16 protein-coding genes, 1 other RNA gene and 1 other annotated feature are annotated in these 18143 nt (G+C 48.3%); of the genes, 2 read left to right on the top strand and 15 right to left on the bottom strand.

The window, feature by feature from the left end:
- Positions 1-3 precede the first annotated feature (3 nt).
- The 4 genes from AUL54_RS17505 to cymR form a co-directional block, all read right to left on the bottom strand.
- Complete coding sequence (locus AUL54_RS17505) at positions 4-624, bottom strand: tetratricopeptide repeat protein (protein WP_095532179.1); 621 nt, start codon at positions 622-624, stop codon at positions 4-6.
- 87 nt (positions 625-711) lie between these two features.
- A complete protein-coding gene (mnmA, locus tag AUL54_RS17500) occupies positions 712-1827 on the bottom strand; it encodes a tRNA 2-thiouridine(34) synthase MnmA (protein ID WP_060964666.1) in 1116 nt (371 codons plus the stop codon).
- Between the two features lie 36 nt (positions 1828-1863).
- Positions 1864-3003 (bottom strand): cysteine desulfurase family protein, encoded by a 1140-nt coding sequence (locus AUL54_RS17495; protein WP_060964665.1) that lies wholly within the window; start codon positions 3001-3003, stop codon positions 1864-1866.
- 19 nt (positions 3004-3022) lie between these two features.
- A complete protein-coding gene (gene cymR, locus AUL54_RS17490) occupies positions 3023-3439 on the bottom strand; it encodes a cysteine metabolism transcriptional regulator CymR (RefSeq protein ID WP_003152730.1) in 417 nt (138 codons plus the stop codon).
- Between the two features lie 194 nt (positions 3440-3633).
- On the opposite strand from cymR, the gene AUL54_RS17485 reads away from it, so the two are divergent.
- Positions 3634-4899, top strand: coding sequence for a replication-associated recombination protein A (locus tag AUL54_RS17485; RefSeq protein ID WP_060964664.1), 1266 nt, complete (start codon positions 3634-3636; stop codon positions 4897-4899).
- A 118-nt stretch (positions 4900-5017) separates the two neighbouring features.
- On the opposite strand, the gene AUL54_RS17480 is transcribed toward AUL54_RS17485, so the two are convergent.
- From AUL54_RS17480 to AUL54_RS21360, 5 genes are all read right to left on the bottom strand, one after another.
- Positions 5018-5782 (bottom strand): tRNA threonylcarbamoyladenosine dehydratase, encoded by a 765-nt coding sequence (locus AUL54_RS17480; RefSeq protein WP_016938820.1) that lies wholly within the window; start codon positions 5780-5782, stop codon positions 5018-5020.
- Positions 5783-5853: 71 nt separating this feature from the next.
- Positions 5854-6046, bottom strand: a non-coding RNA gene (gene ssrS, locus AUL54_RS17475) — 6S RNA.
- 62 nt (positions 6047-6108) lie between these two features.
- Positions 6109-7887, bottom strand: coding sequence for an aspartate--tRNA ligase (gene aspS / locus AUL54_RS17470; RefSeq protein ID WP_060964663.1), 1779 nt, complete (start codon positions 7885-7887; stop codon positions 6109-6111).
- Positions 7888-7901: 14 nt separating this feature from the next.
- Positions 7902-9176, bottom strand: a complete 1275-nt coding sequence (hisS, locus tag AUL54_RS17465; protein WP_060964662.1) for a histidine--tRNA ligase — start codon at positions 9174-9176, stop codon at positions 7902-7904.
- 63 nt (positions 9177-9239) lie between these two features.
- Positions 9240-9472: a binding site (T-box leader), on the bottom strand.
- 60 nt (positions 9473-9532) lie between these two features.
- Entirely contained in the window at positions 9533-9703 is a 171-nt protein-coding gene (locus tag AUL54_RS21360) for a YrzK family protein (RefSeq protein ID WP_016938816.1), read from the bottom strand.
- A gap of 130 nt (positions 9704-9833) precedes the next feature.
- On the opposite strand from AUL54_RS21360, the gene AUL54_RS17460 reads away from it, so the two are divergent.
- Positions 9834-11396, top strand: coding sequence for an N-acetylmuramoyl-L-alanine amidase family protein (locus AUL54_RS17460; protein ID WP_060964661.1), 1563 nt, complete (start codon positions 9834-9836; stop codon positions 11394-11396).
- Between the two features lie 25 nt (positions 11397-11421).
- On the opposite strand, the gene dtd is transcribed toward AUL54_RS17460, so the two are convergent.
- The 6 genes from dtd to AUL54_RS17430 form a co-directional block, all read right to left on the bottom strand.
- Complete coding sequence (gene dtd, locus AUL54_RS17455; RefSeq protein WP_016938814.1) at positions 11422-11865, bottom strand: D-aminoacyl-tRNA deacylase; 444 nt, start codon at positions 11863-11865, stop codon at positions 11422-11424.
- A gap of 12 nt (positions 11866-11877) precedes the next feature.
- Entirely contained in the window at positions 11878-14082 is a 2205-nt protein-coding gene (gene relA / locus AUL54_RS17450; RefSeq protein WP_060964660.1) for a GTP diphosphokinase, read from the bottom strand.
- Positions 14083-14239: 157 nt separating this feature from the next.
- Positions 14240-14752 (bottom strand): adenine phosphoribosyltransferase, encoded by a 513-nt coding sequence (locus AUL54_RS17445; RefSeq protein ID WP_003152714.1) that lies wholly within the window; start codon positions 14750-14752, stop codon positions 14240-14242.
- A 5-nt stretch (positions 14753-14757) separates the two neighbouring features.
- On the bottom strand, positions 14758-17118 hold the full coding sequence (gene recJ / locus AUL54_RS17440) for a single-stranded-DNA-specific exonuclease RecJ (protein WP_060964659.1): 2361 nt from the start codon (positions 17116-17118) through the stop codon (positions 14758-14760).
- Positions 17119-17173: 55 nt separating this feature from the next.
- Positions 17174-17500 (bottom strand): LapA family protein, encoded by a 327-nt coding sequence (locus AUL54_RS17435; RefSeq protein ID WP_016938811.1) that lies wholly within the window; start codon positions 17498-17500, stop codon positions 17174-17176.
- A gap of 63 nt (positions 17501-17563) precedes the next feature.
- Positions 17564-18061, bottom strand: coding sequence for a cation:proton antiporter regulatory subunit (locus AUL54_RS17430; RefSeq protein WP_060964658.1), 498 nt, complete (start codon positions 18059-18061; stop codon positions 17564-17566).
- Positions 18062-18143: the final 82 nt, after the last annotated feature.

Here is an 18143-nt window from a genome sequence, read left to right as displayed (position 1 = left end):
TTGTTATGACTGAGTGATAAGCTGTTTCGCATGAAGCGCGAGCATATGATCAGGCTGTATGCCGATTGCGCCTTCAAGCATCTCAAGCGCCTTTTCACGATTTTCTTTGTAAGCGTAAGCGACTCCGGCATTATAAAATGCGTCCGCATGGCTTGGGTCCTGTTCAATCACCGTCTCAAACTGCGCCAATGCTTCATCCAGCATTTCTTCGTTTGCGAGACACATTCCGAACTGGAAGCGCGCTTCCGTGTCATTTTCGTTTAATTCAACGGCCCGCTGCAAATACGGCAGCGCAAGCTTCGGCTGCTCTAATTTGACGAGAACGGTGCCGAGCATATAAAACAAGTCTCCGTTTTCCATTCCGGAGCGAAGCGCTTTTTCAAACATATCCTTCGCCTCGGAAAACGATTCCTTCATCACGTATACGTTTCCTGCTCCGTAATAAGCGGCCGCCGCTGAATTGTCCAATTCAAGCGCTCTGTTGTAAAATGCAAGCGCGCGTTCAAGTTCGTTCACTGAAGAAAGCAGATTTGCGAAGTTGATGTACGGCACCGGATCTTGGCCGTTTTCCTCAATCGCTTTCGTGAAAGCTTCTGCCGCTTTTTCAAAATCGCCCTCCTGCATGGCATCAATTCCGATTTTATTATAATCCATTTTTAACTTCCTTTCGCTAAAAAACCCCAACATGCGAGTTGAGGTTTTTTACATGTGTTATACGTACCACAATTTTGTTCCGTCTTTATAAACGTCATCTATCGTTCCGCCGCCGAGGCACTCTTCTCCGTCATAAAAAACAACGGCTTGTCCCGGCGTTACGGCGCGGACCTGCCCGTCAAAAATGATTTCCGCTTCATCGGCACCCGTCATTTTCACCGTTACTTTGTGATCTTCCTGACGGTAGCGGAATTTCGCCGTGCATGTCATTTCGCCGCCGTCCATCAGACCGGGACGCGTCCAGCTGACATTTGTCGCCGTGATCTTATCGGAATACAGAAGCGGATTGTGGAATCCCTGATCGACATACAGAATGTTTTTCTCGAGATCTTTACCGACAGCGAACCATGGCTCGCCGCTTCCGCCGATTCCTAAACCGTGGCGCTGTCCGATCGTATAATACATCAGTCCGTCATGACGCCCTTTTACTTCTCCGTCCATTGTCATCATATCGCCCGGCTGAGCAGGGAGATATTGGCTGAGAAACGTTTTGAAGTTGCGTTCGCCGATAAAGCAGATGCCCGTGCTGTCTTTTTTCGCAGCTGTCGCAAGTTCCGCTTCTTTGGCGATTTCCCGCACGCGGCTTTTTTGCAGATCACCGATCGGGAACATGACTTTGCTGAGCTGTTCCTGATTGAGCTGATTCAGAAAATAAGTCTGGTCCTTGTTTTCATCCAGACCGCGAAGCATGCGCACTGTACCTGTGCTTCTGTCCACACGGGCGTAATGGCCCGTCGCAAGGTAATCCGCGCCGAGTGATAAAGCATGATCCAAGAAAGCCTTAAACTTAATTTCTTTATTGCACATGACATCCGGATTAGGGGTTCTTCCGGCTTTATATTCATCAAGGAAATACTGAAATACCTTTTCCCAATATTGCTTTTCAAAATTGACGGCATAATACGGAATTCCGATTTGGTTGCAGACCCGGATGACGTCTTCATAATCTTCCGTCGCCGTGCAAAAACCGTTTTCGTCCGTATCATCCCAGTTTTTCATAAAGATTCCGATTACATCGTAGCCCTGCTCCTTCAGCAGAAGGGCCGCCACAGAAGAGTCCACTCCGCCGGACATGCCGACTACGACTCTTGTATTCTCCGGCCGTTTTTCCATTTGCATTCACTCCATTAAAAACGTAAGTCCGCCGTTTTAAGCAAGCCGTTTAACGACGTCGGCAAGCTTTTCGGCGGCTGTTTCGATTTGTTCCGCCGTATTGCCGAGGCCGAAGCTGAGACGGATTGACGAGGTCAGTCTGCCGCTTTCACTTCCGAACATGGCCGTAAGCACATGGGACGGAAGAACGGATCCCGCCGTACACGCGGATCCGCTGGAGACGGCAACGCCTTCCATGTCAAGATTGACCAGCAGCGCTTCCACCGGCACACCGGGAAAGTAAAGATTTAAAATATGAGGCAGGCAGTTCTCGGCATCTCCGTTCACCTCCGCTGTCACGCCGGCTTTTTCCAGCGTGCTCATGATGATGTTTTTAAACTCCTTAAACTTCGCTGTTTTCTCTTCCCGCTCACGGTTTGAAAGAACGACCGCTTCTTTTAAGCCGGCGATGCCCGGTACATTTTCCGTCCCCGCGCGGCGCTTTCGTTCCTGCTCTCCCCCGAGAAGAATCGGTGACAGCTTCACCTCTTGATTTACATATAAAAAGCCTGTCCCTTTTGGCCCGTTAAGCTTGTGACCGGAAACAGACAGCATGTCAATTCTGCTTTTTTTCACGTCAATCGGCATATAACCGAATGCCTGGACGGCATCTGTGTGAAAATAGGCCTGATGCCCGCTTAACAGCTCTCCGATTTCGTCAATCGGCTGAATGGTTCCGACTTCGTTATTGCCATACATGACGGTAACAAGGATTGTATCATCACGGAGCGCTTCTTTCACCTGATTTGCACTGATCCGTCCTGAAGGGCCGGGGATGAGGTATGTCACCTCAAAACCGTCTTCTTCCAGCTTTTCGCAAGCGTGCAGTACAGCATGATGCTCAACAGCGGTCGTAATGATATGCTTTCCTTCATTCTTCCGGGCGGCAGCCGTTCCGAAAATCGCTAAATTATCAGCCTCCGTGCCGCCGCTTGTGAAAATGATTTCCTGTTCTTTCGCACTGATTTCACGGGCGATGTCCGCTCTCGCTTCGTCGACCCATTTCCGGGACTCTCTTCCAAATGAATGGATGCTTGACGGGTTTCCGAAGCTGCCGAAGAAATGCGGCTTCATTTTTTCAAGCACACGCTCATCCATCGGGGAAGTCGCGGCGTGATCTAAATAAATCCGTTCCATTGTTTTTTACACCTCTGGTTTAAATATAGAACATATAGGCTTCCTGCTCGCCGTCCGTGTAGCTCGCAAGGTCTTCTAACGTCGTGCTGTCCAGCACGTCTTTTACGGCGTCGCGGATGCGGATCCACAGCTCCCGCTTGGCAGGCTCTTCATCCTCAAGAACTTCCACCGGGCTGATCGGTCCTTCCAGCACTCTGATAATATCTCCGGCCGTGATCTCTTCAGGCTGCCCGCCGAGCACATAACCCCCGTAAGCGCCTCTGATGCTTTTTACGAGTCCGGCGTTTCTAAGCGGTGATACAAGCTGTTCCAAGTAATGCTCAGAAAGGCTGTTTGTTTGGGCGATGCTTTTGAGCGACGTCGGACCGTCTCCGTGCTTTTTCGCCAATTCGATCATAATGGTGAGCCCGTATCTTCCCTTTGTCGATATTTTCAATATGAACACCCCAGTCAATTCTAATTGTTAATTTATACAAGTAAATGGATATGAATAATCTGTTTAGTATCTTATAGACCAACTGTTATTATAACATAACTTATCCTAATTTTCATTGAAACACGGGGCCTGCCGCAATTCGCTTTTCTAATCGTCCGTTTTCCGTTACCCTGTATATGTAAGGAGAGATGTTCATGAAACCACTGGCGTATCGGATGCGGCCTGCCAATATCGAAGACATTATCGGCCAGGAACATCTGGTCAAAGAAGATAAAATCATCGGCAGAATGGTGCGTGCAAAGCACTTATCCTCCATGATCCTGTACGGTCCGCCGGGCATCGGAAAAACGTCCATCGCCACGGCGATCGCAGGATCGACAAGCATCGCCTTCAGGAAATTGAATGCCGTCATTCATAATAAAAAAGACATGGAGATTGTCGTACAGGAAGCGAAAATGTCAGGCCAGGTCATTTTAATCCTTGATGAAGTGCACAGGCTTGATAAGGGGAAACAGGATTTTCTGCTGCCCTATTTAGAAAACGGCATGATTATTTTAATCGGCGCAACGACCGCCAATCCTTATCATGCCATTAACCCGGCGATCAGAAGCCGGACCCAGATATTCGAGCTCGAACCGTTAACACCCGATCTGATCAAGCAGGCATTGAAAAGAGCGCTTACAGATGAACACCGCGGACTCGGTTCCTACAGCGTTTCGGTGGACGGCGATGCGATGGATCATTTCGCGCAAGGGTGCGGAGGAGACGTCCGCTCCGCTTTGAACGCGCTGGAGCTTGCCGTGCTCTCCACAAAGGAATCAAGCGACGGCACGATCCGGATTACACGGGAAACAGCGGAGGAATGTCTGCAGAAAAAAAGCTATACCCATGATAAAGACGGAGATGCGCACTATGACGTCTTATCCGCGTTCCAAAAATCAATCCGGGGCTCTGACGCAAACGCAGCCCTTCATTATTTGGCCCGTCTGATCGAAGCCGGCGACCTTGAAAGCATATCAAGAAGGCTTCTCGTGATCGCCTATGAGGATATCGGCCTCGCAAGCCCGCAGGCAGGCCCCCGGGTGCTGAGCGCGATTCAGACCGCAGAACGGATCGGCTTTCCGGAAGCGAGAATTCCGCTGGCCAATGCGGTCATCGAATTATGCCTCTCGCCAAAATCAAACTCCGCCATCTCAGCCGTTGATGAGGCGCTTAAAGATATCAGAGCGGGTAAACTCGGCGATGTGCCGAAACATTTAAAAGACGCCCACTATAAAGGGGCCCAAGAGCTAGGACGCGGGATCGGCTATCAATATCCTCACGATTTCGAGAACGGATGGGTCGAACAGCAATATTTGCCCGATCCGTTAAAAAACAAGCAATACTATAAACCGAAACAAACGGGGAAATTTGAAGCCGCCATAAAGCAAGTGTATGAAAAACTGATGAAGAAAAAATAACCGGGCAAGGACACTCCATGTGTTCTTGTCTTTTTTGTTTGATACTGGCCAGACCGTCCGCACAGGCGGCGGATTCAAATAAAAAAACAGCCTTTCTTAATGAAGGCTGTTTTTCTTTTTATTTATCTTTAACCCGTTTAATCTTGATGTCCTTTAAGAGCTCCATCACGACATGCCCGCCCATAATCAGGCCGGCCACTGACGGAACCCAGGCGTTGGAAGACGGCGGCATTTGCGCTTTGCGGATTTTCGCTTCATCATTCCCGACTTCTTTTCTGACGTCTTCACGGATGACGATCGGGCTTTCATCAGAAAAAATGACCTGTACGCCTTTTTTAATGCCCTCTTTACGAAGCCTTGTGCGGACGACTTTGGCAATCGGATCAGTATGGGTTTTTGAAATATCAGCAATCTGAAAGCGTGTCGGGTCTGTTTTATTCGCCGCTCCCATGCTCGAAATCAGCGGAACATCCCGTTTCAGACATTCTTTCATCAGATGAATTTTATAATGAATCGTATCCGACGCGTCAATGACGTAATCGAGCGGATACTCAAAGAACTGCTCATATGTCTCTTCTGTATAAAACATTTTTAAGGCGACGACATCGCAATCCGGATTAATATCCGCGATCCGCGCTTTCATCAAGTCCGTTTTCGGCTGTCCCACCGTCGACAAGAGCGCATGCAGCTGGCGGTTTACGTTTGTAATGTCAACATCATCTTTATCGACAAGGACGATCCGTCCCACTCCGGACCTCGCCAGTGCTTCGGCTGCGAATGAACCGACTCCGCCGACGCCGAGAACGGCCACCGTGCTGTTTTTTAACGTGTCCAGCCCTTCTTTTCCAATCGCTAGCTCATTTCTGGAAAACTGATGTAACAAGAACCTCACTCCACATTCTGGTTTTATAAACTCGGCTTGTCAAAAAGCCGCTGGTTTCAGCGCACAAAAAATAAAGTCCCAATTGTGCCGTTGCAGCTTTCCTTCGTTTTGAACCCGCTCTCAGCAGGTGGGTGCCCTTTTTCAAATCTTGTAAGTCCTCTTTACCGAATGAAAAGAGGCATGTACGCCATTTAAAAATACGGGCTCCCAAAGCAAAAAAATGTTCGGTCAAAACTAGGTGTACAACTAACACATCAGGACTTTATTTAACTTGTCAAAATCATATCACAGCAGATTTTGATTTTCAAGAAACAAACTGCTGATCTTTACTGTTTCACTTTTCTTTTGACAGAAAGGTGAAGTTCTTCAAGCTGGGCGTCGCTCACTTCGCCGGGCGCTTCCGTAAGAAGGCAGCTTGCGCTTGCCGTTTTCGGGAAAGCGATCGTATCTCTTAAGTTTGTACGGCCTGCAAGAAGCATAACGATACGGTCCAGACCGAGCGCGATGCCGCCGTGCGGAGGAGCGCCGTATTCAAAGGCTTCAAGAAGGTATCCGAACTCCTCTTCCGCTTCTTCTTGTGTAAAGCCGAGAAGCCCGAACATTTTTTCCTGAACGTCCTTTTCAAAAATCCGGATGGAGCCTCCGCCGAGTTCATAACCGTTTAAGACAAGGTCGTAAGCCTGCGCCTTCATATCTTCAGGCGCTGTTTCAATCAGATCAAGGTCTTCACGGACAGGCATAGTAAACGGATGGTGAGCCGCATAGAAACGGCCTTCTTCCTCGTCATGCTCCAATAACGGCCAGTCCACAACCCACAGGAAGTTGAAGAGGCTTTCGTCAATCAGCCCGCGTTCTTTACCGAGCTTTAAGCGCAGCGCACCGAGGGATTGAGCCACAACCTCAAACTTATCAGCGCCGAACAGGAGCAGATCGCCTTCAGAAGCATCCAGCGCTTCAGCCAGTTTTGCCTGCTTCTCATCATCAAAGAATTTCGCAATCGGGCCTTTTACGCCGTCAGCTTCAACTTTGACCCAAGCGAGACCTTTCGCGCCGTAATTTCCGGCGAAAACGCCGAGCGCATCAATATCTTTTCTGGAGTAGTCGCCGGCAGCGCCTTTAACATTGATCGCTTTTACAACACCGCCGTTGGCTACAGCTGATGAGAACACCTTAAATTCAGTATCTTTCACAATGTCTGATACGTCCGTCAGCAGCATGCCGAAGCGTGTGTCAGGCTTGTCGGAACCGTAGCTGTTCATCGCTTCTTCATATGTCATTCGCGGAAGCGGCAGCGATACTTCGACGCCTTTTGTTTCGAGCACGACCTTCGCCATCATCTTTTCCGCCAGAGCCATGATGTCTTCTTGACTCATAAAGGACATTTCGATATCAATCTGCGTAAATTCCGGCTGGCGGTCGGCACGCAGGTCTTCATCGCGGAAACAGCGGGCCACTTGATAATACCGCTCAAAACCAGAAACCATCAGAAGCTGTTTAAAAATCTGCGGCGATTGCGGAAGAGCGTAAAATTCCCCTTCATGCACCCGGCTCGGCACCAAGTAATCACGGGCGCCTTCCGGAGAGCTTTTCGTTAAAATCGGGGTTTCAATATCAAGAAATCCGTTTTCATCCAAGAAATGGCGGATGGATTTTGTGACTTGATGGCGCATTTGCAATGTTTGAAACATCGCCGGGCGGCGCAAATCCAAATAGCGGTGTTTTAACCGGACGTCTTCAGAAACGTCAGCCGCCTGGTCACTGATCGGAAACGGCGGCGTTTTCGCCGTGCTGAGCACCGTCACTGCTTCGGCTTTAATTTCAATTTTACCGGTTTTCAGGTTAGGGTTCACCGTGCCTTCTTCACGGGCAGAAACCGTGCCTTCGATATCAAGCACATATTCGTTTCTGATTGCTTCTGCCGCGGCAAGGGCTTCTTTCGAGACGTCAGGATTGAACACGACTTGCACAATACCCGAACGGTCGCGCAAATCAATGAAAATCAAGCCGCCGAGATCGCGCCGTTTCTGCACCCACCCTTTCAGTTTGACAGTTTCGCCAATCGATTTTTCAGTTATCTCGCCACAATAATATGTTCTTCCAAACATAGCGTTCCTCTCCTTCACTGCTTTTGATCTGCCTTTAACACTTGTATCAGCTCGTCTAACACCACTTCACGCTGCTCGCCTGTTTCCGCATCTTTTACATTGATTTTATTTTGGGCAAGTTCATCTTCCCCTAAAATCGCGATAAAGCGTGCGCCGAGACGGTCAGCCGTTTTGAATTGGCCTTTCATTTTTTTGTTTTCATAATCGATTTCACTTGAGATGCCCGCTTCTCTCAGTTTGTACACGAGGGAAACGGAATAATCCTTCGCTTTTTCTCCGAGCGTCACGATATAGCAGTCAATCCCCTGATTGACGGGAAGCTCTGCTTTCTCAGCGTCAATGGCTGCCAGCAGACGTTCGATGCTCATCGCAAATCCGATACCCGGCGCTTCAGGTCCGCCGATCTGTTCAACAAGCCCGTCATAGCGGCCCCCTCCGGCAAGTGTTGTAATCGCTCCGAAACCTTCCGCGTTGCTCATGATTTCAAACGCGGTATGATTGTAGTAATCAAGTCCTCTGACAAGGTTCGGATCAATTTCAAACGGGATGCCGAGATCGTTTAAGTATTGTTTGACTTTCTCAAAATAAGCGGCTGATTCTTCATTTAAGTAATCAAGAATGGACGGTGCCGATTTCATCAGTTCATGTTCTCTGTCTTTCTTGCAATCAAGAATTCGGAGCGGGTTTGTGTGCAGGCGTGACTGGCAGTCTGAGCAAAATTCTCCGATGCGCGGTTCAAAATGTTTGACGAGTGCTTCACGGTAGGCTTTGCGGCTCTCCTGGTCACCGAGGCTGCTCAGCACAAGCTTGACATTTTTCAAACCGGCTTTACGGTAAATACTCATCGCAAGCGCAATGACTTCTGCATCCACAGCCGGATCTTTGGAGCCGATCGCTTCAATTCCGAATTGATAGAATTGGCGGAAGCGCCCCGTCTGCGGACGTTCATAACGGAACATCGGTCCGACATAATACAGCTTCGTCGGCTGCACCGGGTTCGCAAATAATTTATTTTCATTGAACGCGCGGACTGCGGCGGCTGTTCCTTCCGGCCGAAGCGTCAGGCTTCTCCCTTTACGGTCTTCAAACGTGTACATTTCTTTCTGCACGATATCTGTAGATTCACCGACGCCTCTTGCGAACAATTCCGTATGCTCGAAAATCGGCGTGCGGATTTCTTTATATTGATAAGTGCGGCATGTCTCTCTCATAATTTGTTCGACGAACTGCCATCTGTCTGATTCACCCGGCAGTATGTCCTGTGTGCCTCTTGGAATGTGATATGCCATGTAACAGGCCTCCTTAATGTCTTTCTTCAAATAAAAAAACCCCCGCTCCTACTATACATGTATAGTAGGGACGAGAGTTATACCCGTGGTGCCACCCTAGTTGGAATGCTGAAGCATCCCCGCTCTGACCGTTAACGCAGGTTCACGTCCGCTGCCTAATGACTCGCTAAAGCGTTCAGCAGGGAACCTCCGGAGTGTTGTTTCGAGAAAGATGCAGTGCGGATCCGCTTTCAGCCCGGGACGGTTCCTCTCTTCTCCATGCATTCTGACCTACTCTTCTCCATTATCGGTTCAAAATCGTTATTTTGACTTATGTACATCAATTTCTATTATAATAATGGGATTGCACTCCCCTGTCAAGTTTTATTCCGTCTGTTTTTCCTTGCGACTGCATCTTTCGATAAAAGACCGAACTCCGTCGCCGTCTCTTCAAGAAAACCCGCCTTCTCTTTATCGCTCTGATCACTGAAGTGCAGATTTCCTTCCGCATCGTGCAGGGCGCGTCCCATTTTTGGTTGATATTTCATGATTTGCACACCTTTTCGCTGTATTTACAACTAGTATAAACAAACCATTTTATTTTTATTTAACATTCAACAAGGAAAATACGATATTATACAAGAATGTATTTTAGTTAGTTCAGAAAGGAGGACAGCCATGAATAAGAAAACTCTTGCTCTTATTTTATGCGGCGTCATCATCACGGCACTTCTTCCGTCATTTCATACCGCAATCGCCGCTGAGGGAGAAGCGGTTATCGCGACAGACAAGATCAATGTCAGAGGCGGTCCCGGCCTGAGCTATGGAATAAAGGCTGAAGTGAAAAAAGGGGAAAGATACCCGATCACAAAAGAAGAGGGAGACTGGGTACAGCTTCAGCTGAGTCCCGGTAAGACCGGATGGGTCGTTTCCTGGCTGATATCAAAAACAGCCGGAGGAGCAGACCATTCATCCGCCACAAGCGGAACGGTCACTTCCAACGACCCTGATCTCCGCATCAGAAAAGGCCCGGGGACATCATATGAAGTCATCGGCAAACTTCCGCAAGGCGCACATGCTTCTGTGCTGGACAAGAACAGCGGCTGGGTGAATATTTCTTATCAAGGCACAAGCGGGTGGGTTTCTTCCGAATACGTCACCGCGGACAGCGGCGGATCGGATTCGAAAGCAACTTCGTCCCAAAACGGTTCAAAGAACGGGACGGTAGGCGTTTCTTCATTGAATGTCAGAAGTGCAGCGTCACATGATTCAGCGATTATCACTAAATTATCACGCGGAGCAAAGGTTTCCATCTTAAGCGAAGACCACGGCTGGCTGAAAATTGAAGCAAACGGGCAAAAAGGCTGGGCAGCAAGCCACTACATCATAAAGGATTCCGACTCATCGGACACCCCGTCCGAATCGGGAGACAGCTCTGAGGGCTCAGGCTCCTCGAAAAAAGCGTATATCGTTTACGGCGGCACCAACCTAAGAAGCTCAGCCTCGACTTCCGCTTCTATCGTAAAAAGAGCGGATAAAGGCGCAGCCTATCCGATTGTCGGTTCAAGCGGCAAGTGGTATGAAGTCCGGCTGGAAAACGGGCAAACGGCATATGTGGCAAACTGGGTCGTGCAAACGTCAAAAAGCGGTGAAGAAACAGGAGAAGCACCTTCTCCCAACACGTCAGGCGGCAGCGGATCGCTCAAAAACAAAACGATCGTCGTTGATCCCGGACACGGAGGAAAAGACAGCGGAACGATCGGCTACTCCGGAAAGTTTGAAAAAAACGTAACGATTAAAACAGCTAAGCTGTTAGCCGGAAAATTGAGAGCGGCCGGGGCAAACGTGTATATCACAAGGCAGGATGATACATTTATCAGCCTGCAGGCCAGGGTTTCAACGTCCCATTACCGGAATGCGGATGCCTTTATCAGCATCCACTATGACAGCTATGCCGATACGTCAACGAGAGGAAGCACGGCTTATTATTACAGTCCGTCTAAGGACCGCCAGCTTGCCTCAGACGTCCATTCTGAAGTAGTGAAGCGTTCACCTATTCCTGATCGCGGCGTTCTGTTTGGAGATTATTACGTCCTGAGGGAAAACAAACGGCCTGCCATGCTGTATGAGCTCGGCTATCTCAGTCAACCGCAAGAAGAAACAATCATACATAGCGGCTCTTACCAGGAAAAAGTGACAGACGGAATTGAAAGCGGATTGGAACATTATTTTCAATCATAAAAAAAGCTGCCGAACGGCAGCTTTTTTATTGTTTAGAATCCATAATCAATGTAACGGGCCCGGAATTCGTCAGCTGAACATCCATCATGGCCCCGAATATTCCCGTTTCAACTTTGACTCCCTTTTCCCGAAGAAGTTCGTTCCACTTTTCATAAAGGAGCAGAGCCTGATCCGGTTTGGCCGCATTCATAAAATTCGGACGTCTCCCTTTCTTCGTTTCGCCGTAAAGCGTAAACTGGGAAACTGATAAAATCTCTCCGCCCGTATCTAAAAGCGATAAATTCATCTTACCGCTTTCGTCCTCAAAAATCCGGAGATTCACGATTTTATCCGCCAAGTAAGCGGCATCTTCCTCTGTATCTTCATGAGTGACACCGACAAGCGCCATAATACCGGGTCCGATCCGGCCGGCGACAGCGCCGTCAACCGTCACACTCGCTTCTGTTACACGCTGAACAACTAATTTCATAGCAAGCTCCTTTTAGTTCATAACCCGTCGGACTGAATAGATGTCTCTGATCTGCTTAATCCGCTCGACCACTTTATGCAGATGATTGATGTTCTGAATAAAAATCGCCATATGAATCGTAGCGACTTTATTGCGGTCGGATTTGCCGGATACAGACGAGATGTTGGTTTTCGTTTCATTTACGGCCTGGAGCACTTCATTTAACAGCCCGAGACGGTCATACCCCAAAATCTCAATCTCAACGTTATATTCCTTGCGTCTTTGAACCTGTGATTCATGCTCCCATTCAACAGGGATCAGACGTTCCTGCGCTGCATTCGTTTTTACATTCGGACAGTCATCGCGGTGAACGGATACACCGCGGCCTTTTGTAATAAAACCGACAATATGGTCTCCGGGCACGGGATTACAGCATTTCGACAAACGGACGAGAAGGTTGTCGATGCCTTTCACGCGCACACCCGCTTCCCGTTTCCTTCCTTGCGGGTACTGTTTCGGCTCGGAAGCGACTTCCTGAACGATTTTTTCCTGCTCTTCCTGATCACGCTGCTTCCGTTCTTTTTCAGTGAGCCTGTTAGCCACCTGCAAAGCGGTAATGCCGTTATACCCGACAGCCGCGTACATATCCTCTTCATTTGAGAAATTAAACTTGTCGGCAACCTTTTGAAGGTTTTCGAGTGTTAAAACATCCTTCACTTCAAAATCAAGGTTTTTAATTTCTTTCTCGACAAGTTCACGGCCTTTTTCGACGTTTTCTTCACGGCGCTGTTTCTTAAAGAACTGGCGGATTTTGTGTTTGGCCTGCGACGTCTGAGCGAGTTTGACCCAGTCTTGGCTCGGTCCGTACGAATGCTTGGACGTCAGGATTTCAACGATGTCGCCCGTCCGGAGCTTATGGTCAAGCGTCACCATTTTCCCGTTCACTTTCGCTCCGATTGTTTTATTGCCGATTTCCGAGTGAATCCTGTAGGAAAAATCAATCGGCACAGAGCCTGACGGCAGTTCAATGACATCGCCTTTTGGCGTAAATACGTATACCATGTCAGAAAACAGATCGATTTTCAGCGATTCCATAAATTCTTCCGCGTCGGTAGACTCGTTTTGGAATTCCAGAATTTCGCGGAACCAGGACAGTTTTTTCTCAAATGTCGCTTCTTCGTTTGCAGCCTTGCCTTCTTTATATGCCCAGTGCGCGGCTACCCCGTATTCAGCGATCTCATGCATCTCAAATGTTCTGATCTGCACTTCCAGCGGATCACCTTTAGGCCCGATTACGGTCGTATGCAGGGACTGATACATATTCGGCTTAGGCATGGCAATATAATCCTTGAATCTGCCCGGCATCGGCTTCCAGCACGTATGAATAATGCCGAGTACGGCGTAACAGTCTTTAATGCTTCCGACAAGAATACGGACGGCAAGCAGATCATATATTTCATTGAACTGTTTATTTTGCAGCGCCATCTTGCGGTAAATGCTGTAGATGTGCTTCGGACGGCCTGAAAAGTCCGCTTTGATATTCACTTCTTCGACGCGTTTTTTCACTTCATTGACAACCTCTTCGACATAAAGTTCGCGTTCCGCGCGCTTTTTCTTCATGAGGTTGACGATTCTGTAGTATTGCTGAGGATTCAAATAACGGAGAGCGGTGTCTTCAAGCTCCCATTTAATTTTCGAAATCCCGAGCCGATGTGCCAGCGGAGCGAAAATTTCCAGCGTCTCATTTGAAATTCTCCGCTGCTTTTCCTGCGGAAGATGCTTTAACGTCCGCATATTATGAAGGCGATCCGCCAGCTTGATCAATATGACTCTGATATCCTGAGCCATAGCGACAAACATTTTTCGGTGGTTTTCCGCCTGCTGCTCTTCTTGAGATTTATACTTAATTTTACCGAGCTTCGTTACACCGTCGACAAGCATCGCCACTTCTTCAGAAAATGCTTCCTTCAGGTCATCGAGGGTGACATCCGTGTCTTCCACCACATCATGCAGAAAACCGCCCGCAATCGTGGAAGGGTCCATTTCCAGATCGACGAGGATTCCCGCCACCTGAATCGGATGAATGATGTACGGCTCACCTGATTTGCGGTACTGTTCGCGATGCGCGTCTTGCGCATACAGGTAAGCTTTCTCAACAAACGCAATCTGCTCCTCCGGCAGATACGTGCGCGCTTTATCTATTACTTGCTCGGCAGTCAATACTTGTTCGTTCGCCATGGAATCACCTTTTTTAAATGTAAACTGTATTAGTTTATTATCAAGAAAAAAACGAGAGATGTAAAGGGCAGAAGTTCAAAACACCTAAAGAATCTGTCAGGATGATGAAATAATAGGAAAAAAGCACCCTGACACGAGTGCTTTTTTCCATATGCGGTTAATATTTCATTAATGTTAAAATATCGTAATCGTCAAGCTTGTCTCTGCCGTCAAGGTAAGAAAGCTCGATTAAGAATGCAATACCGGCTACGACGCCGCCCAGTTCTTCGACAAGCTTAATCGTTGCTTCGATCGTGCCGCCTGTTGCAAGCAAGTCATCAGTAATCAGCACGCGCTGTCCCGGCAGGATCGCATCTTTATGAATCGTCAGTACGTCTTTTCCGTACTCCAAACCGTAATCGACTTTAATGACTTCACGCGGAAGTTTTCCTTCTTTCCGAACCGGCGCAAAACCGACTCCGAGAGCGTATGCAACCGGACAGCCGATAATAAAGCCGCGCGCTTCAGGTCCGACAACTAAGTCAATTTCTTTTTCTTTTGCATATTCAACAATTTGGTCAGTGGCGTAACGGTATACGTCGCCTTTGTCCATCAATGTCGTAATATCTTTAAATTGTACGCCTTCTTTCGGGTAATCGGGCACAATTGTTACGTATTTTTTAAGATCCATCTGTTCTATGTCCTCCTCGTACTTTCATAAGCCTCTGAACCTTGGTTCATCAGCTTATTCAGCCATTCCTTCAGCTCATGGGCCGCGGAATAATTGAGCTTCTGGTCTAATTCCATCAGCTGCTGTTTTACCTGGTAGGTTTGCGAATCTGCGAGGTCGCGTTTTTTCGCGCCGCTCACGACAGACAGCACACCATCTTCTATTTTAACAAAACCGAGATCAAAAAACACCTTTGTCATGAAATTGATTGTGTCAATTGACCATCCTTTGTGTCTCGCAAGCTCCGAACCATGCTTACTTAAGTCAAAATTGCCCCTTTTCAAGAGAAATGCGTAAAACCACTTGAAATCACTCCGCGATGGAAATGAGGACAGAAAATGTTCTTCATGATTGATAAAAACAAAATAAATCCGTTCCGGCTTCTTCCCGTCAAGCAAACGCTTGAGCCGCTCCTCTGACGGCGGCACATCCAGAAAGACGGCATACTTTCCGTCAAGCGGAAGAGCCTCCGCCTCGGATTCCGACGTGATCTGAGCCAGCTCGTCCGGCAGCTCTTCGCCACGGAGTTTTCGGACAGTTTTTTCGTTAAAACTGATGAGCACCCGTTTTTCCTTCGGCAGCGCAGCAACCGTATCTTCCCACGTCCGCTTGCCTCTGATATCAAAAAGCTGCCATTCCAGCACCGCAGCGTCTTTAATCATCAGCTGGGGTTTCTTTCTGTTGTTCCATTCATTAATAGACATTTCGCCGACAATGGAAATCGCTGATCCGGGAACAATTCCGGCTTCCAGCTCTCCTTGGTTAAAGCCGACGCAATCGAGAACGGCGGCATCATTTTTCACCGTCATTTTCACGTGATTTTTATTCGCTCCGATCAGGCGCACTTCATCAAGCACGGCGTTTTCCACCATGACATGCGGTTTAGGGTTAAGCATGCCGAACGGCGAGAGCATATTCAATTCTGTAATGCTTTCAACGGTTATGTCTTCGACGCCGCAGACAAGATCAATCTCCTGAATCGGGATAAAATCCTCTTCCGTAAGGGTTTCTTCAGCCAATTGATTCAGCCTGTCTCTTAAATCCGGCACATCTTCAGCCTTTAAAGTCATTCCTGCGGCCATCGGATGCCCGCCGAAATGAGGGAGAATGTCTCTGCACTGTGAAAGGCTCGTAAAAAGGTTGAAACCCCTGATGCTTCGCGCCGATCCTTTAGCGATTCCCTGCTCCTCATCTATCCCCAGCACGACAGCGGGGCGATAAAAACGTTCAGCGAGCTTCGATGCGACAATACCGACAACCCCCGGGTTCCAGCCGGCTTTTGCCACTACAATGGCAGACGGGTTTCCGCCTTGCTGCTGAACCATTTCAACAGCCTCTTCGGTCATGGTTTTCACCATTTTCTGGCGTTCCTTATTCAGCCGGTCAATATCCGAAGCCAATTCCTCCGCTTCAAACTGGTCTTCGGTCATCAGCAGATGCACGGCGGGATCAGCCTGTTCTATTCTTCCGACGGCATTCAGCCTCGGTGCAACCTGAAACCCGACCGTTTCCTCATCAGCTTGTCCGATATCCCCGCCGGAAAGCTTAATCAGAGCTTTGAGACCCGGCCGATTTGTCGTCCGAAGCTTTTCGATCCCAAGTGACGCAATTAATCTGTTTTCATCATGCAGCGGCACCAGATCCGCAACCGTACCGATGGCCGCTAAGTCCAGCATAGCTTCCGGCAAAGAACCCGTAAGCGCGTGGGCAAGCTTAAACGCCACACCGACGCCGGCCAATTCTTTAAACGGGTAGCTGCAGCCCGGCTGCTTCGGGTGGATGATCGCGAATACGTCGGGAAGCTCGGGTCCCGGCTCATGGTGGTCGGTAATAATGACGTCTAAGCCCAGCTCTTTTGCGACTTCAGCTTCATGGACGGCGGCGATTCCCGTATCCACTGTAATGATCAGCGAAAATCCCCGCTCTTTTATGGAGCGGAAAGCTTGTTCATTCGGGCCGTAGCCTTCTGTGAAACGGTCGGGAATATAAAAGTCAACGTCCGCCGACAGCTGTCTGAGTGCCGTCAGCATCACCGACGTGCTTGTAACGCCGTCTGCATCGTAATCTCCGTAAATCATAATCGGTTCCCCTTGAGAAACCGCCAGCTTTATCCGATCAACTGCTTCCCGCATTCCTTTTAATTCATACGGGTCATAAAAGTCTGCATCCTTTGTATGTAAAAAATGCCTTGCGCTTTCGGCAGTATCAAAACCTCTTTTTACAAGCAGCGATGCCACAAGAGGTGTTATGTCCAATTGTTCTGTGAGTGATTTGACCTTTTCCTGATCCGGCTGCTGGATTTCCCAGCGCATTTTTGACGCTAACATAAATTCACCCCTCAACCACCCTATTATACTAGAGCGGACTGAGGGGTTTCAAATGTTATTCTGATCCTTTTTTCTCTTCCAATATTTCTTCCGGCGGCGCGGCCGGTTTTCTGCCGTCCGGATCAGCCGGCAATTCAGCGGCGGATCTGTTTTCTTTCCGCAGCATTTTAATTTCCCGCTTCAGCTTCATCACTTGAAATATACCGGCTGAAAATACGATCAGCGCTCCCATTAACACAGAGCCCAAAATGACTAAAATCAGCGGCCATTCAGCGGTGCCGAACAGATAATCAACTTCAACCGCCCGCACGTTAATAACAGCAAAAATGGCGACAATCAGAGTAAATAGTAAAGCGAATATAATAGTCCATTGTTTATTCATACGTCAGCCCCCAATTATTAATTCTTATCTTTTCCCTCATTTTCCAGAGATTAAACCCCGGTCTCAGGAAATCCGGGCCGTTAACTGCTCACGGACCAGCCTTTTCAATCCGCTTCTTTCACCGGATAAGACGAGGGTGTCCCCTTCTTCAATCACAGTATCAATGCCGGGGCTCAGCTGTTTTTGCCGGTTTTTCTTAACGATCGCAATAATCTGGACGTTGTAATGCTTCTTGATATCCAAATCTCCGATTGTGCGGCTGACAGCCGGTGCGCGGGATTCGGCTTTAAACCACTCAATAACGAGATCATCAAGTGCAACTTCCACAGATTCCAGCGCTTTCGGCTTATACGTCATCCCGCCTAAAATAGCGGAAATCTGCCTCGCCTCTTCATCGTTAAATTCAACGGATGCCAAGCACTCGTCATAGTCTTTCTCATCGAAGTAATAGAGCTCTCTTCTGCCGTCATCATGAAGAATAATACTGATTTTATCATGATTTTTCGTAATGATTTCGACTTTCTGGCCGATGCCCGGAAGTTCCGACTCACGAACATTCATAAGAACCCTCCTACATGTTTTTACAATGATGATTGATTATGTAAGCGTATGTCATTATAGCAAATGCAGGTTTTAAGTTCAA

Origin of the sequence: Bacillus sp. SDLI1 (assembly GCF_001553895.1) — a bacterium.
GTDB classification, from domain to species: Bacteria; Bacillota; Bacilli; order Bacillales; family Bacillaceae; genus Bacillus; species Bacillus siamensis.
Note: the sequence above shows the minus strand (reverse complement) of the source record. Positions and strands in the feature narration are given on the sequence as shown.

Excerpts from the sequence above, each read along its gene's own strand:
- AUL54_RS21360 (WP_016938816.1), bottom strand. The coding sequence starts at position 9,703 with ATGAAATATCAACCAAAAATGGGACGCGCCCTGCACGATGCGGAAGGA.
- AUL54_RS17460 (WP_060964661.1), top strand. The coding sequence starts at position 9,834 with ATGAATAAGAAAACTCTTGCTCTTATTTTATGCGGCGTCATCATCACG.
- hisS (WP_060964662.1), bottom strand. The coding sequence starts at position 9,176 with ATGGCATATCACATTCCAAGAGGCACACAGGACATACTGCCGGGTGAA.
- recJ (WP_060964659.1), bottom strand. The coding sequence starts at position 17,118 with ATGTTAGCGTCAAAAATGCGCTGGGAAATCCAGCAGCCGGATCAGGAA.
- aspS (WP_060964663.1), bottom strand. The coding sequence starts at position 7,887 with ATGTTTGGAAGAACATATTATTGTGGCGAGATAACTGAAAAATCGATT.
- mnmA (WP_060964666.1), bottom strand. The coding sequence starts at position 1,827 with ATGGAAAAACGGCCGGAGAATACAAGAGTCGTAGTCGGCATGTCCGGC.
- AUL54_RS17495 (WP_060964665.1), bottom strand. The coding sequence starts at position 3,003 with ATGGAACGGATTTATTTAGATCACGCCGCGACTTCCCCGATGGATGAG.
- relA (WP_060964660.1), bottom strand. The coding sequence starts at position 14,082 with ATGGCGAACGAACAAGTATTGACTGCCGAGCAAGTAATAGATAAAGCG.
- AUL54_RS17505 (WP_095532179.1), bottom strand. The coding sequence starts at position 624 with ATGCAGGAGGGCGATTTTGAAAAAGCGGCAGAAGCTTTCACGAAAGCG.
- AUL54_RS17485 (WP_060964664.1), top strand. The coding sequence starts at position 3,634 with ATGAAACCACTGGCGTATCGGATGCGGCCTGCCAATATCGAAGACATT.
- AUL54_RS17430 (WP_060964658.1), bottom strand. The coding sequence starts at position 18,061 with ATGAATGTTCGTGAGTCGGAACTTCCGGGCATCGGCCAGAAAGTCGAA.
- dtd (WP_016938814.1), bottom strand. The coding sequence starts at position 11,865 with ATGAAATTAGTTGTTCAGCGTGTAACAGAAGCGAGTGTGACGGTTGAC.
- AUL54_RS17435 (WP_016938811.1), bottom strand. The coding sequence starts at position 17,500 with ATGAATAAACAATGGACTATTATATTCGCTTTACTATTTACTCTGATT.
- AUL54_RS17445 (WP_003152714.1), bottom strand. The coding sequence starts at position 14,752 with ATGGATCTTAAAAAATACGTAACAATTGTGCCCGATTACCCGAAAGAA.